This window comes from Nonomuraea monospora (genome assembly GCF_039531895.1).
Classification (GTDB): domain Bacteria; phylum Actinomycetota; class Actinomycetes; order Streptosporangiales; family Streptosporangiaceae; genus Nonomuraea; species Nonomuraea monospora.
Genome location: NZ_BAAAQX010000034.1, coordinates 103842 through 123715 on the forward strand (window position 1 = coordinate 103842; position 19874 = coordinate 123715).

The 19874-nt window shown below is 71.1% G+C and carries 16 protein-coding genes; 7 read left to right on the top strand and 9 right to left on the bottom strand.

The genetic code is table 11. The features are described 5' to 3' along the window. The first annotated feature begins 169 nt into the window (after positions 1 to 169). Entirely contained in the window at positions 170 to 2275 is a 2106-nt protein-coding gene (locus ABD331_RS45175) for an alpha-glucuronidase (RefSeq protein ID WP_344489697.1), read from the top strand. A gap of 45 nt (positions 2276 to 2320) precedes the next feature. On the opposite strand, the gene ABD331_RS45180 is transcribed toward ABD331_RS45175, so the two are convergent. The 7 genes from ABD331_RS45180 to ABD331_RS45210 all read right to left on the bottom strand — a co-directional run bounded on the left by ABD331_RS45180 (position 2321) and on the right by ABD331_RS45210 (position 14891). Beyond that, positions 2321 to 3013, bottom strand: a complete 693-nt coding sequence (locus ABD331_RS45180) for a DUF624 domain-containing protein (protein ID WP_344489700.1) — start codon at positions 3011 to 3013, stop codon at positions 2321 to 2323. Between the two features lie 8 nt (positions 3014 to 3021). Beyond that, positions 3022 to 4521, bottom strand: coding sequence for a GH39 family glycosyl hydrolase (locus ABD331_RS45185; RefSeq protein WP_344489703.1), 1500 nt, complete (start codon positions 4519 to 4521; stop codon positions 3022 to 3024). A gap of 75 nt (positions 4522 to 4596) precedes the next feature. Next, on the bottom strand, positions 4597 to 6237 hold the full coding sequence (locus ABD331_RS45190; protein WP_344489706.1) for an ABC transporter substrate-binding protein: 1641 nt from the start codon (positions 6235 to 6237) through the stop codon (positions 4597 to 4599). A gap of 38 nt (positions 6238 to 6275) precedes the next feature. Further along, entirely contained in the window at positions 6276 to 7154 is an 879-nt protein-coding gene (locus tag ABD331_RS45195; RefSeq protein ID WP_262379883.1) for a carbohydrate ABC transporter permease, read from the bottom strand. Further along, the gene (locus ABD331_RS45200) at positions 7151 to 8137 is read right to left on the bottom strand and encodes an ABC transporter permease (RefSeq protein ID WP_344489711.1); all 987 of its coding nucleotides are present in this window, start codon (positions 8135 to 8137) and stop codon (positions 7151 to 7153) included. The genes ABD331_RS45195 and ABD331_RS45200 overlap by 4 nt, the downstream gene beginning before the upstream one ends. After that, positions 8134 to 10491, bottom strand: a complete 2358-nt coding sequence (locus ABD331_RS45205) for a beta-xylosidase/alpha-l-arabinosidase (protein WP_344489714.1) — start codon at positions 10489 to 10491, stop codon at positions 8134 to 8136. Before ABD331_RS45205 ends, ABD331_RS45200 begins: the two co-directional genes overlap by 4 nt. 335 nt (positions 10492 to 10826) lie before the next feature. Beyond that, a complete protein-coding gene (locus tag ABD331_RS45210; protein WP_344489717.1) occupies positions 10827 to 14891 on the bottom strand; it encodes an ATP-binding protein in 4065 nt (1354 codons plus the stop codon). 127 nt (positions 14892 to 15018) lie between these two features. Between ABD331_RS45210 and ABD331_RS45215 the strand changes: the two genes are divergently transcribed. Further along, positions 15019 to 15897, top strand: a complete 879-nt coding sequence (locus ABD331_RS45215) for an alpha/beta fold hydrolase (protein WP_344489720.1) — start codon at positions 15019 to 15021, stop codon at positions 15895 to 15897. A gap of 33 nt (positions 15898 to 15930) precedes the next feature. Then, on the top strand, positions 15931 to 16125 hold the full coding sequence (locus ABD331_RS45220) for an ATP-binding cassette domain-containing protein (protein WP_344489723.1): 195 nt from the start codon (positions 15931 to 15933) through the stop codon (positions 16123 to 16125). Here ABD331_RS45220 and ABD331_RS45225 read toward each other — a convergent pair. Beyond that, a complete protein-coding gene (locus ABD331_RS45225) occupies positions 16064 to 16336 on the bottom strand; it encodes a winged helix-turn-helix transcriptional regulator (RefSeq protein ID WP_344489726.1) in 273 nt (90 codons plus the stop codon). The two genes, ABD331_RS45220 and ABD331_RS45225, sit on opposite strands and share 62 nt — an antisense overlap. A gap of 7 nt (positions 16337 to 16343) precedes the next feature. Here ABD331_RS45225 and ABD331_RS45230 point away from each other — a divergent pair, with 7 nt between their 5' ends. From ABD331_RS45230 to ABD331_RS45245, 4 genes are read left to right on the top strand one after another with little or no spacing between them, the layout of a single operon-like run. Further along, positions 16344 to 16700 (top strand): DoxX family protein, encoded by a 357-nt coding sequence (locus tag ABD331_RS45230; RefSeq protein ID WP_344489729.1) that lies wholly within the window; start codon positions 16344 to 16346, stop codon positions 16698 to 16700. 52 nt (positions 16701 to 16752) lie between these two features. Then, positions 16753 to 16947, top strand: coding sequence for a hypothetical protein (locus tag ABD331_RS45235; RefSeq protein ID WP_344489732.1), 195 nt, complete (start codon positions 16753 to 16755; stop codon positions 16945 to 16947). 8 nt (positions 16948 to 16955) lie between these two features. After that, complete coding sequence (locus ABD331_RS45240) at positions 16956 to 17717, top strand: fumarylacetoacetate hydrolase family protein (protein WP_344489735.1); 762 nt, start codon at positions 16956 to 16958, stop codon at positions 17715 to 17717. Positions 17718 to 17759: 42 nt separating this feature from the next. Next, the gene (locus ABD331_RS45245) at positions 17760 to 18419 is read left to right on the top strand and encodes a GntR family transcriptional regulator (protein ID WP_344489738.1); all 660 of its coding nucleotides are present in this window, start codon (positions 17760 to 17762) and stop codon (positions 18417 to 18419) included. A gap of 49 nt (positions 18420 to 18468) precedes the next feature. Here the strand turns inward: ABD331_RS45245 and ABD331_RS45250 are convergent, their stop codons facing one another. Then, positions 18469 to 19797, bottom strand: a complete 1329-nt coding sequence (locus ABD331_RS45250) for an MFS transporter (RefSeq protein ID WP_344489741.1) — start codon at positions 19795 to 19797, stop codon at positions 18469 to 18471. Between the last annotated feature and the right edge of the window lie 77 nt (positions 19798 to 19874).

Here is a 19874-nt window from a genome sequence, read left to right on the forward strand (position 1 = left end):
AGGCTGTGGCTCACGCCGTTCAACGCGACCGCGTGAGGCGGTGGGGGGCGGCTCGGCGGGAACCGATAGATTTTGTGCATAACCGCTGCGTGCGAGTGCACTCACCCGCTGCCGGCGGGTGGCCGGGCGGCGTTTCCCCGCCCGCTCGCCGAAATCTGAAGGAGCCCCCGTGACCGTTCCCCCCTTGCCCGGCGTGCATCCGGCCTGGCTGCCTCCCGAGGCGTTCCGCGCCGCCGGGTCGCGCCGCGTGCTCGTGCTCACCGACCCCGTTGGAGACCTCGGCGGCGAGGCGCTCCCCGGCCCCGTTGCGGACCTCGGTGGCGAGGCGCTCCCCGGCCCCGTTGCAGACCTCGGCGGCGAGGCGCTCGCCGCGACCGTGCGGGCCGAGGCGGCCGAGGCCTGTGAACGGCACGGCGGCGCCGTGGTGGCGCCCGGCGAGCCGTTCGACCTGGTGCTGGCGCTGTCGTCCGCCGACGCCTTGCCCCCCGAGGCGCAGGCGGTGCGGGAGCCGGAGATCGGCGCCGAGGGTTTCGTGCTGGCCCGCCATGACGACGTCACGGTGGTGCTGGCGGACGACCCCGCGGGCCTGTTGTACGGATGGTTCGAGGTGGTCCGGCTGGGCGAGGCCGCGTTCGGCGAGGCCCGACCGGCCAGGGCGCACCGGCCGGCGCTGCGGCGGCGCATGCTGGACCACTGGGACAACATCGACGTCCACCCGGTGATGGGCCAGGTCGAGCGCGGCTACTCGGGCGGTTCGATCTTCTGGCGGGACGGCGCGGCGCGCGGGGACCTGGCGCGGGTCCGCGCGTACGCCCGACTGCTGGCCGCCACCGGCGTCAACGCGGTCGCGATCAACAACGTGAACGTGCACGCCACCGAGGCCCGCCTGCTGACCGACCGCCTCGGCGAGGTCGCCGCGATCGCGGCGGAGCTGCGCCCGTACGGGATCCGCGTGCACCTGTCGGTGAACTTCGCCTCCCCCATCGTGCTCGGCGGCCTGGACAGCGCCGACCCGCTGGACGAGGGGGTGCGCGAGTGGTGGGCGCGCACGACGGCGCACGTCTACGAGACGATCCCGGACTTCGGTGGTTACGTGGTCAAGGCCGACTCGGAGGGCCAGCCGGGGCCGTTCGCGTACGGGCGCAGCCATGCCGACGGCGCGAACATGCTGGCCGACGCCCTGGCCCCGCACGGCGGTGTGGTGTTCTGGCGCGCGTTCGTCTACAACCACCGCCAGGACTGGCGCGACCGCTCCACCGACCGCGCCCGCGCCGCCCACGACCACTTCGCGCCGCTGGACGGCCAGTTCAGGGACAACGCGATCGTGCAGGTCAAGTACGGCCCGATGGACTTCCAGACGCGCGAGCCGGTCTCCCCCGTGATCGCCGCCATGCCGGGCACCAGGCTCGCGGTGGAGCTGCAGGTGACGCAGGAGTACACGGGCCAGCAGCGGCACGTCTGCTATCTCGGCCCGATGTGGAGCGAGGTGCTCGGGTTCCGCTTCTGGGGTCCCGGCGAGCGCACGGTCGCCGACGTGGCGGCCGGCGGCGGTCTGACGGCGGTCTCGAACGTGGGGGACGACCCGTACTGGACGGGACATCCGCTGGCCCAGGCCAACCTGTACGCGTTCGGCCGCCTCGCCTGGGCGCCTGACCTCGACCCGGCGGCGATCCTGGACGAGTGGATCGGCCTGACCTTCCCCGGCGGCCCCGGCCTGGTGCGCGCCACGCTGCACGAGATGATGGACGGCTCGTGGGAGACGTACGAGCGTTACACCGCGCCGCTCGGCGTCGGCTTCATGGTGCGCCCCGGCCACCACTACGGCCCTGACGTGGACGGGTACGAGTACACGCCGTGGGGCACCTACCACTTCGCCGACCGCGACGGCGTCGGCGTGGACCGCACCCGCGCCACCGGCACCGGCTACACCGGGCAGTATCCGGCGCCGTGGTCGGAGGTGTACGAGTCGCTCGCCGAGTGCCCCGACGAGCTGCTGCTCTTCTTCCACCACGTGCCTTACGAGCACGTGCTGCAGAGCGGCAGCACGGTCGTCCAGCACATCTACGACACGCACTTCGCGGGCGCCGAGGAGGCGGCGGCGATGCGGCTGGCCTGGGAGAAGCTGGCGGGCTCGGTGGACGAGGCGCTGTACGCGCGGGTCAAGGAGCGGCTCGACGAGCAGGTCCGGTGCGCTGAGGAGTGGCGGGACCAGGTGAACACCTATTTCCTGCGCAAGTCGGGGGTGCCCGACGCGCACGGCCGTCCCATCCACTGACGGCCGCCGCGCGGCGCCGCGGGTCCGCGGCGCCGCGCTGTGCTGCTACTGGCGGGTGAAGCGCCGCTCGACCTCGCCGACCATCGCACGCGAGTTCCACAGCAGCGTCGCGCTGAACACCGAGGCGAGCAGCGCCAGCCCCGCCTCGGTGGCCACCAGCGTGACCCCGCCGGCCACGATGAGCAGGCAGGCGTTCGCCAGGGTGGCGCCGGGGAACCGCCCCAGGCCCCAAGCCGCGAGCTTGGCCACGTCCACCGCCCTGAAAGCGAACAGCGACGTGATGACCAGCGCGTTGGCCACCCACAACGTCCCCCCGGCCGCCAGCACGACCAGGAGCGCGGCCCACCACCCCGGCACGCCCGCGGCGGAGAAGTTGCTCAGGTTGGTCCCGACCAGGGCCAGCACCACGAGCCAGGGAACCCAGATCTTCAGGGCGGCGCCGAAGTTGAGCCTGTAGCCGCGCCAGAAGGCCCGTGCCGGGTGCAGTTCGGTGAGCTCCGAGCTGCGGTGCCGCAGGGCGTACAGGGCGGCGGAGAGCGCGGGCCCGGCGGGCAGCAGGCAGGCGGCCATCAGCGGCACGTTGCCGGTGGAGCGGTCGAGCAGGACCAGCGCCGCCAGCCCTGGCACGGCGGTGAGCAGGACCAGCAGCTCGACGATCAGCAGGGTGTAGATGAGCGCGGAGGCCCGGGAGAGCGGGCCGGCGCCGAACTTCCGTGTGCTCGTCACGTCGCTGGTCACTTGCCCTCCTACAGGCCGAGGATCCGGCTGTCGTCCCACCACGGCGGCGTCTCGTCCACCACCGGGCTGAGCTCGACGAGCGTGACCTCGTGCCGGTCGAGCGTCAGATCCAGCTCGACCGTCCCGCCGTTGACCGGCAGGCTCCGGTGGCGGCGAACCGGTTCCGCCGCTTCCCGGAGGATATCGAGCTGCTTGGGATGAGGTGACCGTGGACGCCCCATTTCCGACCAGGCCGTCCAGGCGTTGCCCATCTCCTCGCTGACCGACGAGCGCAGCATGAACACCGACTCGCCGCGGAACGGGATCGACAGCCGCACGGTGTGCCCGGAGACGGCGGGGCCGCCCGTGACGTCCACCGGGGCCCAGGCCAGCACGGTGACGCGGCCGGCGGCGTCCCTGGTCACGAGGTGGTCCTCGCCCCTGGTCAGGAGCTGGTCGCCCATGCGGGCCAGGAACGCGTACAGGTGGTAGGTGGGCTTCTTGATCTGCCGGTGGGTGAGCAGTCCGAAGCCGCCGTGGAAGATCGAGGTCGGGATCCCGGCCTCCTCGAACATGTCGCTGAACGTCCAGTACGAGAAGGAGTCCACCAGCTCGCCGCCCTCGGCCAGGACGGGGGCCAGGTAGGCGGCGTTGAAGGCGGTGTCGTGGATCGGGTTGTCGGGGCGGTAGGAGGAGTTGAACTCGGTGATGTGCACCGGCAGGTCGGCGAGCGGGCCGCCGGCGACCTGGCGGCGGGTGGTGGCGAACTGCTCCAGCAGGCCGGAGGCGGGCCCCATCGTCTGGTGCACGCCGAAGGGCACGTGCTGGGCCGGGCCCGAGGTGTAGGCGTGGCGGCTGAGGAAGTCGCACGGCACGTCGCGGGCGGTGACGAAGTCGGCGAAGCGCGGCATCCACTCGTCGGAGCCTGGCGAGATGGACGGGCCGCCGACCTGCAGCGACGTGTCCACGTCCTTGATGGTGCGGGCGGTGATCTCGTAGAGGCGGTGGTAGGCGGCCTCGTCGGCGCCGAGCCAGAAGACGTCGAGGTTGGGCTCGTTCCAGACCTCGATCGGCCAGCGGCGCACCAGGTCGAGGCCGTAGCGGTCGATGAGGTGCGTGACCGTGGCCCTGACCAGGCCGGCCCACTCCTGCCAGGAGCTGGGCGGGGTGATGTTGCCGCGCCACCAGAAGACGGTCTGCTCGCCGGAGGCCAGCTCCGACGGCATGAAGCCGAGCTCCAGGAAGGGCTGAATGCCCAGCTCCAGGTAGGCGTCGATGACCTGGTCCAGGTACGTGAACGAGTGCAGCACGCGCCGCGCGCCCTCGTACTCGTAGGGCCGGTGCACGCCCACGCCGTCGCTGAACAGGCCGTGGCCCCTGATGTGCCGGAAACCGATCTCCCGCTGGACGAGCGCCAGCGAGTCCTGGTAGTCGCGCCGCAGCGCGAGGTCGAAGCGTCCGGTGCCGACGCAGAAGCGCCAGGCGTCGGACAGCCGTCCGGAGGGCTCGGCGGGTACGGGGTAACGCATCAGAAGAGAAGTCCTTGCCAAGTACGCGGCCGGGCCGCCTCCCGGCAGGAGGGAGACGGCCCGGCCTGAGGGTGATCAGCCGCCGTGCGACTTCTTGAAGCGGTCGTAGGCGCCGTTCACGAGGGTGATGTACTGCGTGGAGTTCTTGGACTCCAGCTCCTTGACGTAGGCGTCCCACTCGGCCAGGTCACGCTCGCCGAGGATGAACTTCAGGGTGTTCTGGGTGACGTGGTCCTTCAGCGGCGTCTCCCAGAGCGAGACCTGCTCGCGCTCCTCCTCGCTGAGCGGGGCGGCGGGCTCGACGGGCCACTGCTTCCTGGCGTTCATCACGTTCTGGAACTCCATCTCCTCGTCCGAGAACGTGGACTGGAGCAGCTTGGTGGGGCCGCCGTAGGCGAACACGCCGTTGCCGAAGCCGAAGTCCTTCTGCAGGTGCTTGGGCGCGCCGGGGTTGAGGCCGACGTAGTCGATGTCGTCGGCCAGCTTGTACTTGTCGCCGTCCTTGGTGAACGTCGTGCCCTCGACGCCCCACTTGGCGAACTCCAGGCCGGCGTCGGAGTACCAGAGCCAGTCGATGAGCTGCATCATGGCGACGAAGTTCTTGTTCTCCAGTGCCTTCTTGGAGATCATGATGCCGTTCTCCAGGCGGGTGGCGACCTTGAAGTCGCCCGCCGGGCCGGTCGGCACCGGAATCTTGACGATCTTGGCGTCCTTGACGTTCTCGGTCAGCGCCGCCCGGTAGTCGTTGATCAGCACCTGCGCGTTGGTGCTGATCACGAAGGACTTGCCGGAGATGAACTTCTGCTTGGCGGCCTCGTCCTGCTGGGTGAAGCTCTCGGGGTCGAGCAGCTTCTCCTTCACCAGCTTGTTCAGGTACTCGATGGCCTGCTTGTACTGCGGCATGGCGCCGGTGTAGACGAACTTGCCCTGAGCGGTGTCGAACGTCGCGTGCTGGTACTCCCAGCCGCCCTTGGTGCCGTACGCCTGCGCGATGAGCTTGATCAGGTTACCGCCGGGCGTGGGCACGCCCCAGCGGTCGGTCATCGGGTAGAGGTCCGGGTACTCGGCCTTCATCGCCTTGAGCATGTTGTAGAAGTCGTCCAGCGTCTTGGGGACTTCCAGCTTCAGCTTCTCCAGGATGTCGGTGCGCACCGCGAAGGAGTAGTCGGCCCAGGCGGCCTCGTGCAGGCCGGGCAGCAGGTAGATCTTGCCGTCCGTCTGCATGATCGAGTTCAGCTCCGGCTGGAGCTGCCACTTGGCGACCTTGTCCTGGAAGTTGGGCATCAGGTTGAAGTAGTCGCTGACCGGAAGGATCGCGCCGGAGGAGACGAACGCCTCCTCCTGCGGGTGGTAGGTCTTCGGGATGATCAGCGGGGCGTCGCCGGCGGCGATGAGCAGGCCGCGCTTCTTCTCGTAGTCGCTGAGCGGCACCTCGACCGGCTTGAACGTGACGTTGGTGCGCTTGGTCAGCTCCGACCAGAACAGCCAGTCGGGCTTGTTCGGGTAGAACGAGTGGTTGTTGTAGAGCACGTCGAACGACAGCGGCTCGGTGGCCTTGAACTGCTGGCCGACGCCGTACGACGCCATCGAGCCCGCCTTGTTGGCCGCGTCCGTGGCCTTGGCAGGGGTCTCGCTGTCGCTGCCGCAGGCGGTCAGGGCGAGGGAGGCGAAGGCACCGAGGCCGATGATCGCCTGACGCCGCGAGATGTCGCGCATGGGGGGATCCTTTCTGGGGGTTGGGAGGCGCCGGGAGGTCAGCCCTTGACCGCGCCGAGCATGACGCCGGAGACGAAGAAGCGCTGGACGAACGGGTAGATGACCAGGATCGGCAGGACGGTGAGCACGATCGTCACCGCCTGGATGTTGGCCCCCACCTGCGTCACCTCGGCGGCTGCGGCGCCGTAGGAGTCCGCGCCGGTCGCGCCGGCGATGAGGTTGCGGAGATAGACCGTCACGGGGAACAGGTCAGAGCGGTCCATGTAGAGGAACGCCGAGAACCAGGAGTTCCAGAACGAGACCGCGTAGAACAGGATCATCGTGGCGATGACCGCCTTCGACAGCGGCAGCACGATCCGCCACAGGATGCCGTAGGTGTTCAGGCCGTCGATGGCGGCGGCCTCCTCCAGGTCCTGCGGCAGGCTCTCGAAGAACGCCTTCATGACCAGGAGGTTGAACACGCTGATGGCGTTGGGCAGGACGATGGCCCAGATCGAGTTCTTCATGCCGAGGCTGGTGATCAGCACGTAGTTCGGGATCAGGCCACCGGAGAAGAACATGGTGAAGACCGCGACACCGACGAGGAACTTGCGGCCCTTGAGGTGCTTCTTGGCCAGCACGTACGCGTAGCACGTGGTCATCACCATCGCGATGAGCGTCGCGACGACCGTGTAGACGACCGTGTTGCGATAGTTCGTCCAGAACATCGGGTCCGACGCGACGATCCTGTACGTCGTCAGGTTGAACCCCTTGGGAACGAGGTTCACCTCACCCGCGGCGATGGCGCTCTGCGAGCTGAACGAGCGGGCCAGGATGTTGGCGAACGGGTAGAGCGTCACCACCACGACCAGCGCCAGGACGACGCCGTTGAACCACTGGAAGACGCGGTAGCCCCGGGTCATGTCGTGCGTTGTCACCACAGGCTCGTCCCAACTGTGCGGCGGGAGATCACATTGGCCGAGAGGATCAGCACCAGGCCGACCAGCGCCTCGAACAGGCCGATCGCGGCGGCGTAGCTGAAGTTGCTCGCCTCCAGGCCCATCCGGTACACGTACGTCGAGATCACGTCGGCCGTCGGGTACGTCAGCGGGTTGTACAGCAGGAAGACCTTCTCGAAGCCCACCGCCATGAACGTGCCGATGTTGAGGATCAGCAGCGTGACCGCCGTCGGCCGGATGCCCGGCAGCGTCACGTGCCAGATCTGCCGCCACCGGCCGGCGCCGTCCATCCGGGCGGCCTCGTAGAGCTGGTCGTCGATGGTGGTCAGCGCGGCCAGGTAGAGAATCGTGCCCCAGCCGACGGTCTGCCAGACCTCCGAGCCGACGTAGATCGTCCGGAACCAGTCCGGGTCCTGCATGAACGAGATCTTCTCGCTGCCGATGTAACCCAGGAGCGCGTTGATCGGCCCGTCGATCGAGGTGATCTGCATGACGAGACCGGCCACGATGACGATCGACAGGAAGTGCGGCAGGTACGTCACCGACTGCAGGAACCGCTTGAGCGCGCGCTTGCGCACCTCGTTGAGCAGCAGGGCCAGCACGATCGGCAGCGGGAAGCAGAAGAGCAGGGTCAGCCCGCCGAGGACCAGCGTGTTGGTGAACACGTTCCAGAACGTGGGGTCGTTCAGGAACAGCTTCACGTAGCGCAGGCCCACCCACTCTTCACCGAAGATGTTGCCGCCGGGCTCGAACTTCCTGAAGGCGATGATGTTGCCGATCATCGGCGCGTACCGGAAGACCAGGAAGAACAGCAGCGGGAGGACTGCCAGCGAGTAGAGCTGCCAGTCGCGGCGCAGCGCCCGCCCCCACGAGCTGCCGCCCTGACGCCGGCGGCGACCCGCCGCCGGCTTCGTCTCCGGCGGCTGCGTCTCGGTGGGGGTCAGGGTCTGGGGTGTGCTCATCCTCGGCCCTCCGGGGGGTTGCGGTCGATGTGCGCCGGCGCCTGCAGCCGCCGCTCGTGGCCGACCTCGCGCTCTGAGCCGGTCAGGCGCAGCGGCAGCGTCGCCACCGCGTCCGCGCACGAACGGCCCAGGCGCAGCTCGACGTCGCCCGGCTCGACGATGCGCCGGCCGTTGACCCCGGTGAACGACGTGACGTCCGCCGGGACGGTGAAGGTGACCCGCGCCGACTCGCCCGCCTCCAGCGGGACGCGGGCGAACCCGATCAGGCGGACCACCGGCCTGGTCGTCTGCGCCACCGGGTCGTGCAGGTAGAGCTGGACGACCTCCGCGCCCGCGCGCGTCCCGGCGTTGCGGACCGTCACCTGGACGGTCACCTCGCCGTCCACCGCCCACTCCGCGTCGCTGACGCTCGCGTCGCTCCACTCGCAGACGGTGTAGCTCAGGCCGTGCCCGAACGGGTACGCGGGCGTCGGGTCCACCGACGAGACGTCCGAGCGGCGGCCGAGCGGCGGAGCCAGGTACGTCGCCGGCAGGCCGCCCGCGTCGCGCGGCACGCCGACAGGCAGGCGGCCCGTCGGGTTCACGGCGCCGGTCAGCACCTCGGCCAGCGCCTGGCCGCCGCGCTGGCCGGGGAAGAAGCCGAACAGCACGGCCTTGGCCGCGGCCACCTCGTCGCCCAGCGCGTACGGGCGGCCCGCCAGCAGCACCAGCACCACCGGGGTGCCGGTCGCCAGCACCGCCTGCACCAGGTCGGCCTGCACGCCGGGCAGCCGCAGGTCGGTGGCGTCGCAGCCCTCGCCGGAGGTGCCGCGCCCGAACAGCCCGGCCCGGTCGCCGACGGCCAGCACGACCACGTCGCTGCTCCCCGCCAGCTCGACCGCCTCGGCGAAGCCGCCCGTCTCCGCGCCGGTGATCGTGCAGCCCTCGGCGTAGGCCAGGCCGGGGACCAGCTCGGCGAGCGACTCGCGCAGCGTCGGCAGGTCCAGCCCGAGCCCCTGCTCCGGGTGCGGGCCCACGTGGTTGGGGAAGGCGTAGCAGCCGAGCATCGCCATCGGGTCGTCGGCGACGGGGCCGATCAGCGCCACCTTCGCGGCGGGGCTCAGCGGCAGGACGGCGTCGTCGTTGCGCAGCAGCACGATCGCCTCACGGGCCAGCCGCAGGGCCAGCTCCTGGCTCTGCTCGTCGTCGAGCCGCACGTCCTCGGCGGGGCCGGGCAGCGGCTGCCAGCCCTCGTCCAGCAGGCCCTGCTCGGCCTTCTGCACCAGCACCCGGCGCAGCGCGCGGTCGATCAGCGCCTCGTCCACGGAACCGGCCTTGACCGCGTCCACCAGCGGGGCGCCGAACGTGTCCACCGTCGGCAGCTCCACGTCGATGCCGGCCCTCAGCGCCAGCCCGGCCGCCTGCCCGCCGTCGCCGGCCACGCCGTGCAGCCGCTCCAGGAACCGGACCGAGAAGTAGTCGGCGACCACGGTGCCCTCGAAGCCCCACTCGTCGCGCAGCAGGCCCGTCAGGATGCTCTCGTCGGCCGCCACCGGCACGCCGTCGATCTCGGCGTAGGAGTTCATCACCGAACGGGCGCCGCCCAGGCGCAGCGCCATCTCGAACGGCGGCAGCAGGACGTCCGCCAGCTCACGCCGTCCCATCGCGACCGGCGCCAGGTTGCGGCCGCCGCGCGAGTTGGAGTACCCGGCGAAGTGCTTGAGGGTGGCGACGAGACCCGCGCCCTCCAGGCCGCGCACGTACGCGGCGCCCAGCGTCCCGACGAGGTACGGGTCCTCGCCGATCGTCTCCTCGGTACGGCCCCAGCGGTAGTCCCTGGTCACGTCCACCACCGGGGCCAGGCCCTGGTGGATGCCCGCGCGGCGCATCGACCGGCCGATCTGGCCCGCCACCTGCTCCAGCAGCTCGGGGTCGAAGGAGGCGCCCCAGCTCAGCGGCGCCGGATACACGGTCGCCCGCCAGGCCGCGAAGCCCGTCAGGCACTCCTCGTGCACCTGCGCCGGAATCCCGAACCTGCTGGCCCTGACGATCTCCGCCTGCGACGCCGCCAGCGAGCGCGCCCCCGCCACGGGATCGACCGGGGCCGTCCCGAACGGGCGGGTGAGCTGGCCCAGCCCCTGCCGGATCGCGTCGTCCCACTCGGGGCCCGTGCCCATGTCGGTCTGGTGCGGCGCGACGCCGCCGCCCGACGCGTCAGCGCCGACCCACACCCCGACGAGCTGGGCGATCTTCTCCTCCAGGGTCATGAGCGGGATGAGCGCGTCGGCCCGCTCGGCGGGCGACAACCGGGCGTCCCGCCATGGCTCGCTCTCGCCGCGCGTCGAGCTCGTGTCGATTGGTTCCTGGCCCCTCATGCCATCCCTTCGGCCATGACGGCGCCTCCGCGACGAGAGCGGGGGGTGTTACGCGGGGGTGACGCCGAAACTTTCAAGCAGATCCGTTTAATATTGCGGCAACATAAGGGGCCGGTTGAATCGTGTCAAGAGTGGGGCCAACCTGCTATGTTGCAGATCCTGCCGATGGGCGGTCCGGGCTTGTCACGGAGCTGATCCGGCTCGGCGGAGCGATAAATTTCCCGAAACTTTCGGAAGGGTGGGCGAGAGGTCGCCGTGCTGGGACGGGACGTCGACATGCAGACTACAGGGATGGTCGGCAAGGAGCGATTGCAGGCTTCGTGTCGCTTTTGTACTCATATGGGGCTGCCTGCTGCCTGTTTCCGTGCGAGCGCCGCTGCCCGCCGGAAATGCTCCGTCGCCTCGCTGTGCCGGCCCAAGGCGGTGGCCAGGCTGCCCAGGTACCCGGCGACCGGGCCCAGGGTGAGGAGGCCGCTGCCCGCTCCGGCCAGCTCCGCCTCGGCGGGGAGCAGCCTGTCATAGAGGCGCTCCAACGTGCGGTGGCCGGCCGCCGTTTCCAGCGCGGTCAGGGCGTGCAGGCAGGTTCTCGCCTCCAGCAGGAGGTCGTGTGGGGAGTCGGGGATCTCGCGGGCGGCGGCCGTGGCTTCGTCGCGGTGGCCTTGGGCCAGGAGGATCAGGGGGCGGGCCCAGGCTTCGTAGGGGCCCCAATCGGCATCCACCAGATCGCCGAGGTCAGCACCCACCACCCAAGCCACACCCGCACCCGCCGCCCCATCCTGAGCCGCACCGGCACCCGTGCCCGCCGAGCCTTCCCGGGCCGAGGAGGCGCTTGACGGGCCGTCCTCCGGCGGTCGGTTCTGGGCCGCTTCCAGGCACAGCAGGGCGAGCGGCAGCATGCCGTCCTCCACACCCGGCATCCCGGTGCCGCTCAACCGGGCGGCAGCCGCACGGTACGCCTGCCTGGCCGTGCCGTCCCCCGTGATGGTGCGGCGCAGGGCCGCATACCAGGTCGTGAACACGCCGACCAGCGGAAGGTCATACCGCTCCGCCAGATGATCGGCCGCGGCGGCGTGCTGGTCGGCAGCCTCCAGGTCGGCCAGCGCCGCCGACGACTGCAACAGGATCAGGTGACCGAGCACCTCGAACGTCGCCAGCCCATCATCCCCCTCCGCCAGCCGCACCAGCTCCTCACCGATCACCGCCCGCTCCAGGGCCAGCCCTGCCCGGTGGAACGTCTGCATGTACCGGCCGTTGAGCGCGTAGGCGAGCAGCGTGCGGTCGCCCAGCCGACGGGCGATCACCTCAGCCTCTCGCGCCGCCTCGTCACCGCGCGGGCCGGGATCGGCTCGGCGTTCCATGGCAATGGTGATCAGGAGCCTGGCACGCTCGGCATCGTGCGTGCGGGGAGTCGAGTTGTCCGGCGTACCCTCGGCATCGCACGCTCCGGAAGGCAAGGCGCCCAGCGTCCGCCCGACGTCGCGCGCTCCGGAAGGCGAGACGCCCGGCGCCCCCTCAGCGTCGCGCATGTGGGGAGGCGAGACGTCTGGCGTCCCCTCAGCGGTGCGCTCACCGGCCGGCGTCCCCTCCCCGGCGGGCAAGGCGGCCAGGGTGCGTTCGGCGGCGGCGACGAGGCGGGCGGACAGGGCCGGGTCGTCGTTGGTGGTCCAGATGGCGGGCACGTCGAAGGAGCCGATCACCCCGGCCGTCACCAGCGGATCACCGAGCGCCTCCGCCGCGTCCACCGCCTCAGCCCGATACCGCCGCGACTCGTGCAACTCCCCGATCACCGCCAGCGCCCTGACCAGCCCCATAACGGCCTCCAACCGCGCAGCCGCCCCACCACCGGGGCCCGACGAACCGGCTCCAGGACCGAACGGGCCAGGCCCAGAACCAGACGAGCCGGGTCCGGGATCAGACCAGCCAGGTCCGGAACCAAATGAGCCGGATGCGGGGCCGGACAAGCCGGGTCCCGGGCCGAACGAGCCGGATGCATGGCCGGACGAGCCAGGTCCCGGGCCGGACCAGTCGGATGCCGGGCCGGACGAGCCGGATCCGGGGCCGGACGAGCCGGGTGCCCGGCGGGAGGGGGCGGCTTTAGGGCCGGGGAGCTGGTCGAGGGCCGTGAGTGCGGCGCGCCACAGCCGGGCCGCCTCGTGCGGCGCCGACCTGGCCTCCGCGCGCAGCGCCGCCGCCCGCGTGTAGTGGGCGGTACGGGCGGCACCCGCCCGGCCCTCCGCACGTACGCAGTGGTGAGCGATGGTCTCCACGTCACCGGGACGGATGCCTTCGACGATCCCGGCGACCCGGGCATGCCAGCGGGCACGGCGGGCGAGCGTGACGTCGTCGTAGAGCGTCTCGTGCACCAGCGCGTGCGCGAACCGCAGCCGGTCCGCGTCCCGCTCCACCAGGAAGCCCGCCAGCAGAGCCGACTCCACCGACTCCAGCACCGACTCCTCGTCGCCGGCCAGCGGGATCAGCACGTCCAGATCCACCTCCTGGCCGAGGACGGCGGCCTGCCGCAAGTGCGTGCGCGCCGTCTCCGTGAGGCCCGCCAGGCGGTGGCGGATGACATCGCGGACTCCGGCTGGGACGGCGGTGTGCAGGGCCGCGTCGCCCTCGCTCTCCCACAGGCGGACGAGCTCCCGGACGAAGAACGGGTTGCCCGCGCTGCGCGTGTGGATCGTCCGGGCGTCCCTGTCGCTCGCCGGGCGGCCGGTGAGGGCCTGGACCAGCTCGTGCACCTGCTGGTGGGTGAGGCCGCCGAGGTAGACGCGGGCCGGCTCGGCTCGGGCGGCCCTGCCCAGTGCGTCGGACAGCGCGGCGGAGATCTCCGTCGAGCGGTAGGTGGCGAGGAGCAGCACCGGGGCTTGGCCGAGGTCGGTGGCCAGGGTGGTGAGCAGGGCCAGGGTTTCCTCGTCCGCCCAGTGGAGGTCGTCGAGGACCAGGAGGAGGGGGGCTCGGTCGGCGGTGGTGGTCAGGTGGGTGGCGATGGCGCGGTGGCGTCTAAAGCGGGTGGTCAGCGGGGTGGCCGAGGGCGCGTCCGGCAGTGTGGGCCGTGGATTGTCTGACATGGCGGCCGGTGGCTCGGTGGTGGGGAGGCTGGCGCTCAGCTCGGTCCAGGGCCAGGCGGAGGGGGCGCCTTGCACTTCCGGGCTGGTGCCCCAGGCGGTGGTCCAGCCGTCGGCTTCCAGGCGCCGGGTCAGCGTTCTGGCCAGCGCCGTCTTGCCCGCGCCCGCCGCGCCGGACACCAGCACGAGCCGCGCCCGTCCCGACGCCGTGACGTGCGCCGCCACGGCCTCCAGCTCGGCCAGCTCGGTGGCCCGCCCTACGAAGGGGTGCTCGGCTGACGCCACCGGCTCCGGCGGGCGCTCGGGAAGCGGGGGCGGCGGGCTGACGTGCGGATGCGGACCGGCATGCGAAGACGGCCCGGCTTGCGAGGCGGGTGGCGGGGGCGAGCTGAGGTACGGAGCAGGCGGCGAGGCATGGCTGGGCTGCGGCGCAGCTGGCGCAGACGGGCTGAGGTGCGAGGGCGAATTGGGATGCGAGGATGCGTTGAGGTCCGGGCGCGGGCTGGGGTGTGAGGGCGCGTTGAGGTGCGGGGGCGCACTGGGGTGTGGGCGCGGGGGGTGTGGGGGCGGGTTGAGATGTGGGGCTTGGGTGAGGATGTCGCTTTCGAGGCGCCGCAGCCCCTCCCCCGGATCCACCCCCAGCTCCTCCCGCAGAACCTCCCGAGCCCGCCGCAACTGCCCCAGCGCATCCCCCTGCCGCCCCGCCCGGTAAAGCGCGAGCCCGAGCAACCGCCACCCGTCCTCCCGCAACGGATGCTCCGCGATGTGCGCCTCCAGGTCGGGCACGCACCCGGCCGCGTCGCCGCAGGCCATGGCGGCTTCGGCCCGGCGTTCCACGGCGAGCAGGCGCAGTTCGTCCAAGCGAGCGGCCTCCCCACGAGCCCAGTCCAGCTCGGCGAACTCCGCGTAAGCGGGCCCCCGCCACAAACCGAGGGCGGAGCCGAGGAGGGCGTGGGCCTGGTCGGGAGCGCCGGAGGTGAGGAGGCGGGTGGCGTCCGTGAGGGCGGACTCGAAGCGCCAGGCGTCCACCGCCTCCGGGTCGGCGCGCAGTGCGTAGCCCGGCGGGGAGGTGACGAGGAGGCGGGACGGGGTGCGAGGGGGGCGGGCGGGTTCGAGGGCCTTCCGGAGCTCGCCGACGAAGGTCTGCACCGCTCCGAGGGCGCCCGGCTGTGGCGCCTCCCAGAGATCACCGATCAGCCACGAGACCGGCACGACCCGGCCCCGGGCAATGAGCAGCCGGGCGAGGACGGCGCGGTGGCGCGGCCCCTTGAGCCGTGCCGGGCCGTGCTCGTTCTCGGCCGTCAGCGGCCCCAGCACCCCGAAAGTCACCATTTGACTCCCAATTTATCCGCCCGTGAGTGGTGGCCGTCGCGGCTGAGTCGTCGCTGATCAGGCGCTGATCGGCGCCCGGCAGGCTGGGCGCCGAACGATCGCGACCGACCAGAAAGGGCATGCCGACATGGCTCCTCAGATCACCGGATTCGCCCGCCGCCGCATCACCGTGGCTGACGGTGTGGCGCTCAACGTCGCCATAGGCGGCTCGGGCTCCCCCGTCGTGCTGCTGCACGGCTTCCCGCAGACCCACCTCATGTGGCGGCACGTGGCCGCCGACCTGGCCGCCGACCACACCGTCATCTGTCCCGACCTGCGTGGTTACGGCGACAGCGACAAGCCGGCCGACACCGACGGGCAGGCCTACTCCAAGCGCACGATGGCCGCCGACGTCGTCGCCCTGGCCAGGGCGCTGGGGCACGAGCGGTTCGCGCTGGCGGGGCACGACCGGGGCGCGCTGGTCGCCGTCCGGGCCGGGCTGGACCACCCGGACGTCATCACGCACCTGGCCGCGCTGGACGTGCTGCCGACGCTCGACTCCTGGGAGGTGATGCAGGGCAGGTCCGCGGCCGTGGGGTTCCACCTGTATCTGATGGCGCAGCCGCCGGGGCTGCCGGAGGCGATGATCGGCGGGGCGGCGGACGCCTTCTTCGGGTACTTCCTGGATCTGTGGGCCAACGACCCGAACGCGATCCCCGCCGACGTGCGGGCCGCCTATCTGAAGGCGTCCAGGGAGGCGGTCCCGTCGATCGTGGCCGACTACCGGGCGACGGCCACCATCGACGTCGAGCACGACGAGGCCGATCGGCGGGCGGGCCGGAAACTGGCCATGCCGGTGACGGTGTTGCAGCAGGACTGGGGGGCGGCGCTCGGGTTCGACGCGGCCGGCAGGTGGCGGGCGTGGGCGGAGAACCTGGAGCACCGGACGGTGTCGTGCGGGCACTTCATGGCCGAGGAGGCTCCGGCGGAGGTGGTCAAGGCGCTGCGCGGGTTGCTCGCGTCCTGACCCGTCGGCCCGTCCGGGTGCGGCAAGTCCACGGTGCTCAACCTCCTGCCCGGCCTGACGCAGCCGTTCAAGGGTTTCGAGGACCACTACCGCCACGAGCTGTCCGGCGGCATGCGCGAGCGGGCCGGGATCGTCCGCACGCTCGTCTACGGCAGCGACGCCGTCCTCATGGACGAGCCGTTCGGCCTCCTGGAGGCGCAGACCCGGGCGGCGCCATCGCGGTGTTGAGTGAGTGACCGAACTCGGTGCGCGAGTACTCCACCTTCGGCGGGACCTGGTGATGGACCTCACGATGCAGCAGCCCGGTGGCCTCCATCTCCCGCAACTGCAGGATCAGCACCCGCTCGCTGATGCCGGGCACCGCGCGCCGCAACTCCCCGAAGCGCAGGGGACCATCCTGGAACGCGAAAAGGATCAGCCCCTTCCACGTGCCTCCCATCACGGCGATGGCCGCGTCGGGACCGCAGGTGAACGTCCGCTTCCTGCTCGCCGGCGTCCAGAAGGTCCTGTTACGGGATCCCGTGACGGCCAACCTGCTCAGGCTCGGCGTCGGCTCGACGATGACGCGATCGATCGGCGCCCTGGAGATCGCCGGCGCGCTCGGGCTCGCGGCCGGCCTCTGGTTCAAGCCGCTCGCCATCACCGCCGCGGCCGGTCTCACGCTGCTGTTGATCGGCGCGGTGGGATTCCACCTCCGCGCCCGCGACTTCACGCACCGGCGCCATCGCTCCCACGCCGTGGCGCCCGTAGTGCTGGCCGTGGTCACCGGAACGACCATGGCCTTGTTGCTCGCGACTTCCTGAGCCGGGAGCGCGGCTTCATCGCTTGGGGCGGGCCGGGCGGTGAGGCCGCAGCATGAGGGGCGAGCGCAGGGCGGCGCTCATCGGCCTGGTCTTCGAGGAGAAGAGCCCCGCGCTGTCCGACAAGGGGTGTTTCGACCCGGCGGTGGTGCAGCGGACGCTGGATGTCATGCTCAGGCTGAAAATCCTGGAGGAGAAGGCAGACGCGGCCGAGGGCCGCCTCTGGACGAACGAGTACAACGGCTGCTGAGGAGCGAGATGCGCATCATCAGGTACGACGACGCGGGCACGGTGCGGTGGGGGGTGATGGATCCCGACGGCACGGTGCGGGCCGCGTCCGGAGACCCGTACACGGAGCTGGTGCCCGGCGACCCGGTGGGCGGCGAGGTGCGGCTGCGCGCGCCCGTCACCCCCAGCAAGATCGTGTGCGTCGGCCGGAACTACGCCGACCACGCGGCGGAGTTTGGCAACCCGGTGCCGAAGGAGCCGCTGATCTTCCTCAAGCCGCCGTCGTCGATCGTCGGCCCCGGCGACGCGGTCGTCTACCCGTCGCTGTCGGGGCGGCTCGACCCGGAGGCGGAGCTGGTCGTGGTGATCGGCCGCCCGGGCCGGCGGGTCCGGGCGGAGGACGCGATGTCGGTGGTCCTCGGCTACACGATCGGCAACGACGTCACGGCCCGCGACATCCAGAAGAGCGACCCGCAGTGGACGCGCGGCAAGGGCTTCGACACCTTCTGCCCGCTCGGCCCGTGGGTGGACACCGACTTCGACCCGTCGGACGTGCGCGTCACCTGCGCGGTCAACGGCGAGCTGCGCCAGGACGGCCGGACCAGGGACTTCATCTTCGACATCCCCGAGCTGATCGCGTACGTGTCGGCCTTCTCCACCCTGGAGCCGGGCGACGTCATCATGACCGGCACGCCGCCGGGGGTGCGCCCGGTGCAGCCGGGCGACACGATGACCGTGACGGTGGAGGGGCTGGGCGAGCTGAGCAATCCGGTGCTGGCGGAGGAGGCCTGACCTCGCAGGAACGGCGGTGAGGCGCCGCTTATAGTGGCAAGCGTGACGTCCGTCGTGCTCAAGCCCGGCCCGCCCGCGCGCACCGCGCACGCCTTCGTCTACGAAACGCTCCGGCGCGCGATCCTCGGCGGCGACCTGCCGCTCGGCTACCGGCTCGTGCAGGCCGACATCGCCGCCCAGCTCAAGGTGAGCATCACGCCGGTCCGCGAGGCGCTGCGCGACCTGGCGGGCGAGGGCCTGATCAGGATCGACGCGCACAAGGGCGCGATGCTGCGCGAGTTCGACCTGTCGGAGGTCAGGGAGATCTACGAGCTGCGCCGCATGCTGGAGCCCGTCTCGATCCGCAAGGCCGTCGAGCGCATCACCGACGAGGAGATCGACCTGGCCGAGGGGCTGCTGCGGCAGATGCGCGACGAGCTCGACCCCGGGGAGTGGGTCGAGCTCAACCGCCGCTTCCACGCCGTCTTCGGCGACGCGGCCGGCTCACCCCGGCTGTGCGCGATACTCAAGGGCCTGCGTGACGGTGCCGCCGTCTACGTGGGCCTGTCCCTGCGCGGGCAGGAACGCGCGCGCAGGGACGAGGCCGACCGCGACCACCGCGAGCTGGTGACGGCGTTCAGGCGGCGGCGCGCCGAGGAGGCGGTGCGGATCGTGCTGCGTCACCTCGACGCCACCATGACCGCCCTCGAACGGCTCGCCTGAGACGCCGCCAAGACCGCCCTCGAACGGCTCGCCTGACCGGCCGGCTCGGCTAACCGGCCTTGGCGCGCGGTTCGTCGTACTCGACCGCGTAGTCCTGCTGCGAGCGGTCCTTCAGCAGGTACGCCGCCACGACGCTGATCGCGGCGCAGATCGCCATGTAGATCGCGATGGACATCGAGGTGCCGTACGTCGCGTACAGCCAGACCGCGATCAGCGGCGCGGGCCCGCCCGCCGTGACGGAGGCGAGCTGGTAGCCGAGCGAGGCGCCGCTGTAGCGCAGCCGCCCGGTGAAGCTCTCGGCGATGAACGTGGCCTGCGGCCCGTACTGGATGTCGTGGATGGGCGCGGCCAGCACGATGGCCAGGAAGACCAGCGCGGGCACGCGGGTGTCGAGCAGCGGCCAGTAGACGAACGACCAGACCACCATGAGGGCGGCGCCGATGATGTAGAGCCGCCTGCGTCCCACCAGGTCGGACATGAAGCCCCAGAACGGCACGGTGAACAGCGACACCACACCGGCCGCGATCACGTACGTGTAGACGTCGCTCGGCGCGAAGCCCAGCGTCTTGGTGGCGTAGGTCAGGATGAAGACGGTGAAGATGTAGAACGGCGCCTGCTGCCCGGTGCGCAGCAGCGCGCTGAGCACGATCTCCCGCCAGTTCATGGCCAGCACCTGCCGCACGGGCACCCGCTCGACCCTGTTCTCCGCGACGACCTTGGCGAAGACCGGCGTCTCCAGGATGCCGAGCCTGATGTACAGGCCGATGCCCGCCATCACGACGCTGAGCAGGAACGGGATGCGCCATCCCCAGTACGGGTCCATCGGCTCGAACACCTGCAGCGCCAGGTAGCCGAGCACGAGCCCGACGGGCACGCCGAACTGCGGCCAGCTCCCGAGGAAGCCGCGCCGCCCGCCCTTGGACTTGCCCCACTCGGTGGCCAGCAGCACGGAGCCGCCCCACTCGCCGCCGACGCTGATGCCCTGGAGCAGGCGCAGGAGCGTGAGCAGGATGCCGCCCCAGATGCCGATCTGCTCGTACGTGGGCACCAGGCCGACGAGTGCGGTGGCGATGCCCATGGTCATGAGGGTGATGATGAGGGTGGCCTTGCGTCCGATGCGGTCACCGTAATGGCCGAAGATCGCCGCACCGATGGGGCGGGCGGCGAAGCCGCCGAAGTAGGTGCCGAGGGCCAGGAGGAGGCCCGTCGTCGGGTCGGTGGTGGGGAAGAACAGCTCCGCGAAGATGGTGCTGGCGGCGAAGCCGTAGAGGAAGAAGTCGTACCACTCGATCGAGGTGCCCACGGCGGAGGCGACCACCGCGCGGACCAGTTGCCGTCGTTTCTGCTGACCTGTCGTGTCGAGTCCTTGATCGACCATCTACCGCTCCTGGGGTAGGTCACGCGTTAACGGTGACGGTACATGATGCATCATCGATGGTCACCAGGGCTGAAAGC

Bases quoted from the DNA above. Each gene is read 5' to 3' on its own strand.
- ABD331_RS45185 (WP_344489703.1), bottom strand. From the start codon at position 4,521: ATGCGTTACCCCGTACCCGCCGAGCCCTCCGGACGGCTGTCCGACGCC.
- ABD331_RS45190 (WP_344489706.1), bottom strand. From the start codon at position 6,237: ATGCGCGACATCTCGCGGCGTCAGGCGATCATCGGCCTCGGTGCCTTC.
- ABD331_RS45200 (WP_344489711.1), bottom strand. From the start codon at position 8,137: ATGAGCACACCCCAGACCCTGACCCCCACCGAGACGCAGCCGCCGGAG.
- ABD331_RS45205 (WP_344489714.1), bottom strand. From the start codon at position 10,491: ATGAGGGGCCAGGAACCAATCGACACGAGCTCGACGCGCGGCGAGAGC.
- ABD331_RS45210 (WP_344489717.1), bottom strand. From the start codon at position 14,891: ATGGTGACTTTCGGGGTGCTGGGGCCGCTGACGGCCGAGAACGAGCAC.
- ABD331_RS45215 (WP_344489720.1), top strand. From the start codon at position 15,019: ATGGCTCCTCAGATCACCGGATTCGCCCGCCGCCGCATCACCGTGGCT.
- ABD331_RS45225 (WP_344489726.1), bottom strand. From the start codon at position 16,336: ATGGGAGGCACGTGGAAGGGGCTGATCCTTTTCGCGTTCCAGGATGGT.
- ABD331_RS45230 (WP_344489729.1), top strand. From the start codon at position 16,344: ATGGCCGCGTCGGGACCGCAGGTGAACGTCCGCTTCCTGCTCGCCGGC.
- ABD331_RS45235 (WP_344489732.1), top strand. From the start codon at position 16,753: ATGAGGGGCGAGCGCAGGGCGGCGCTCATCGGCCTGGTCTTCGAGGAG.
- ABD331_RS45240 (WP_344489735.1), top strand. From the start codon at position 16,956: ATGCGCATCATCAGGTACGACGACGCGGGCACGGTGCGGTGGGGGGTG.
- ABD331_RS45250 (WP_344489741.1), bottom strand. From the start codon at position 19,797: ATGGTCGATCAAGGACTCGACACGACAGGTCAGCAGAAACGACGGCAA.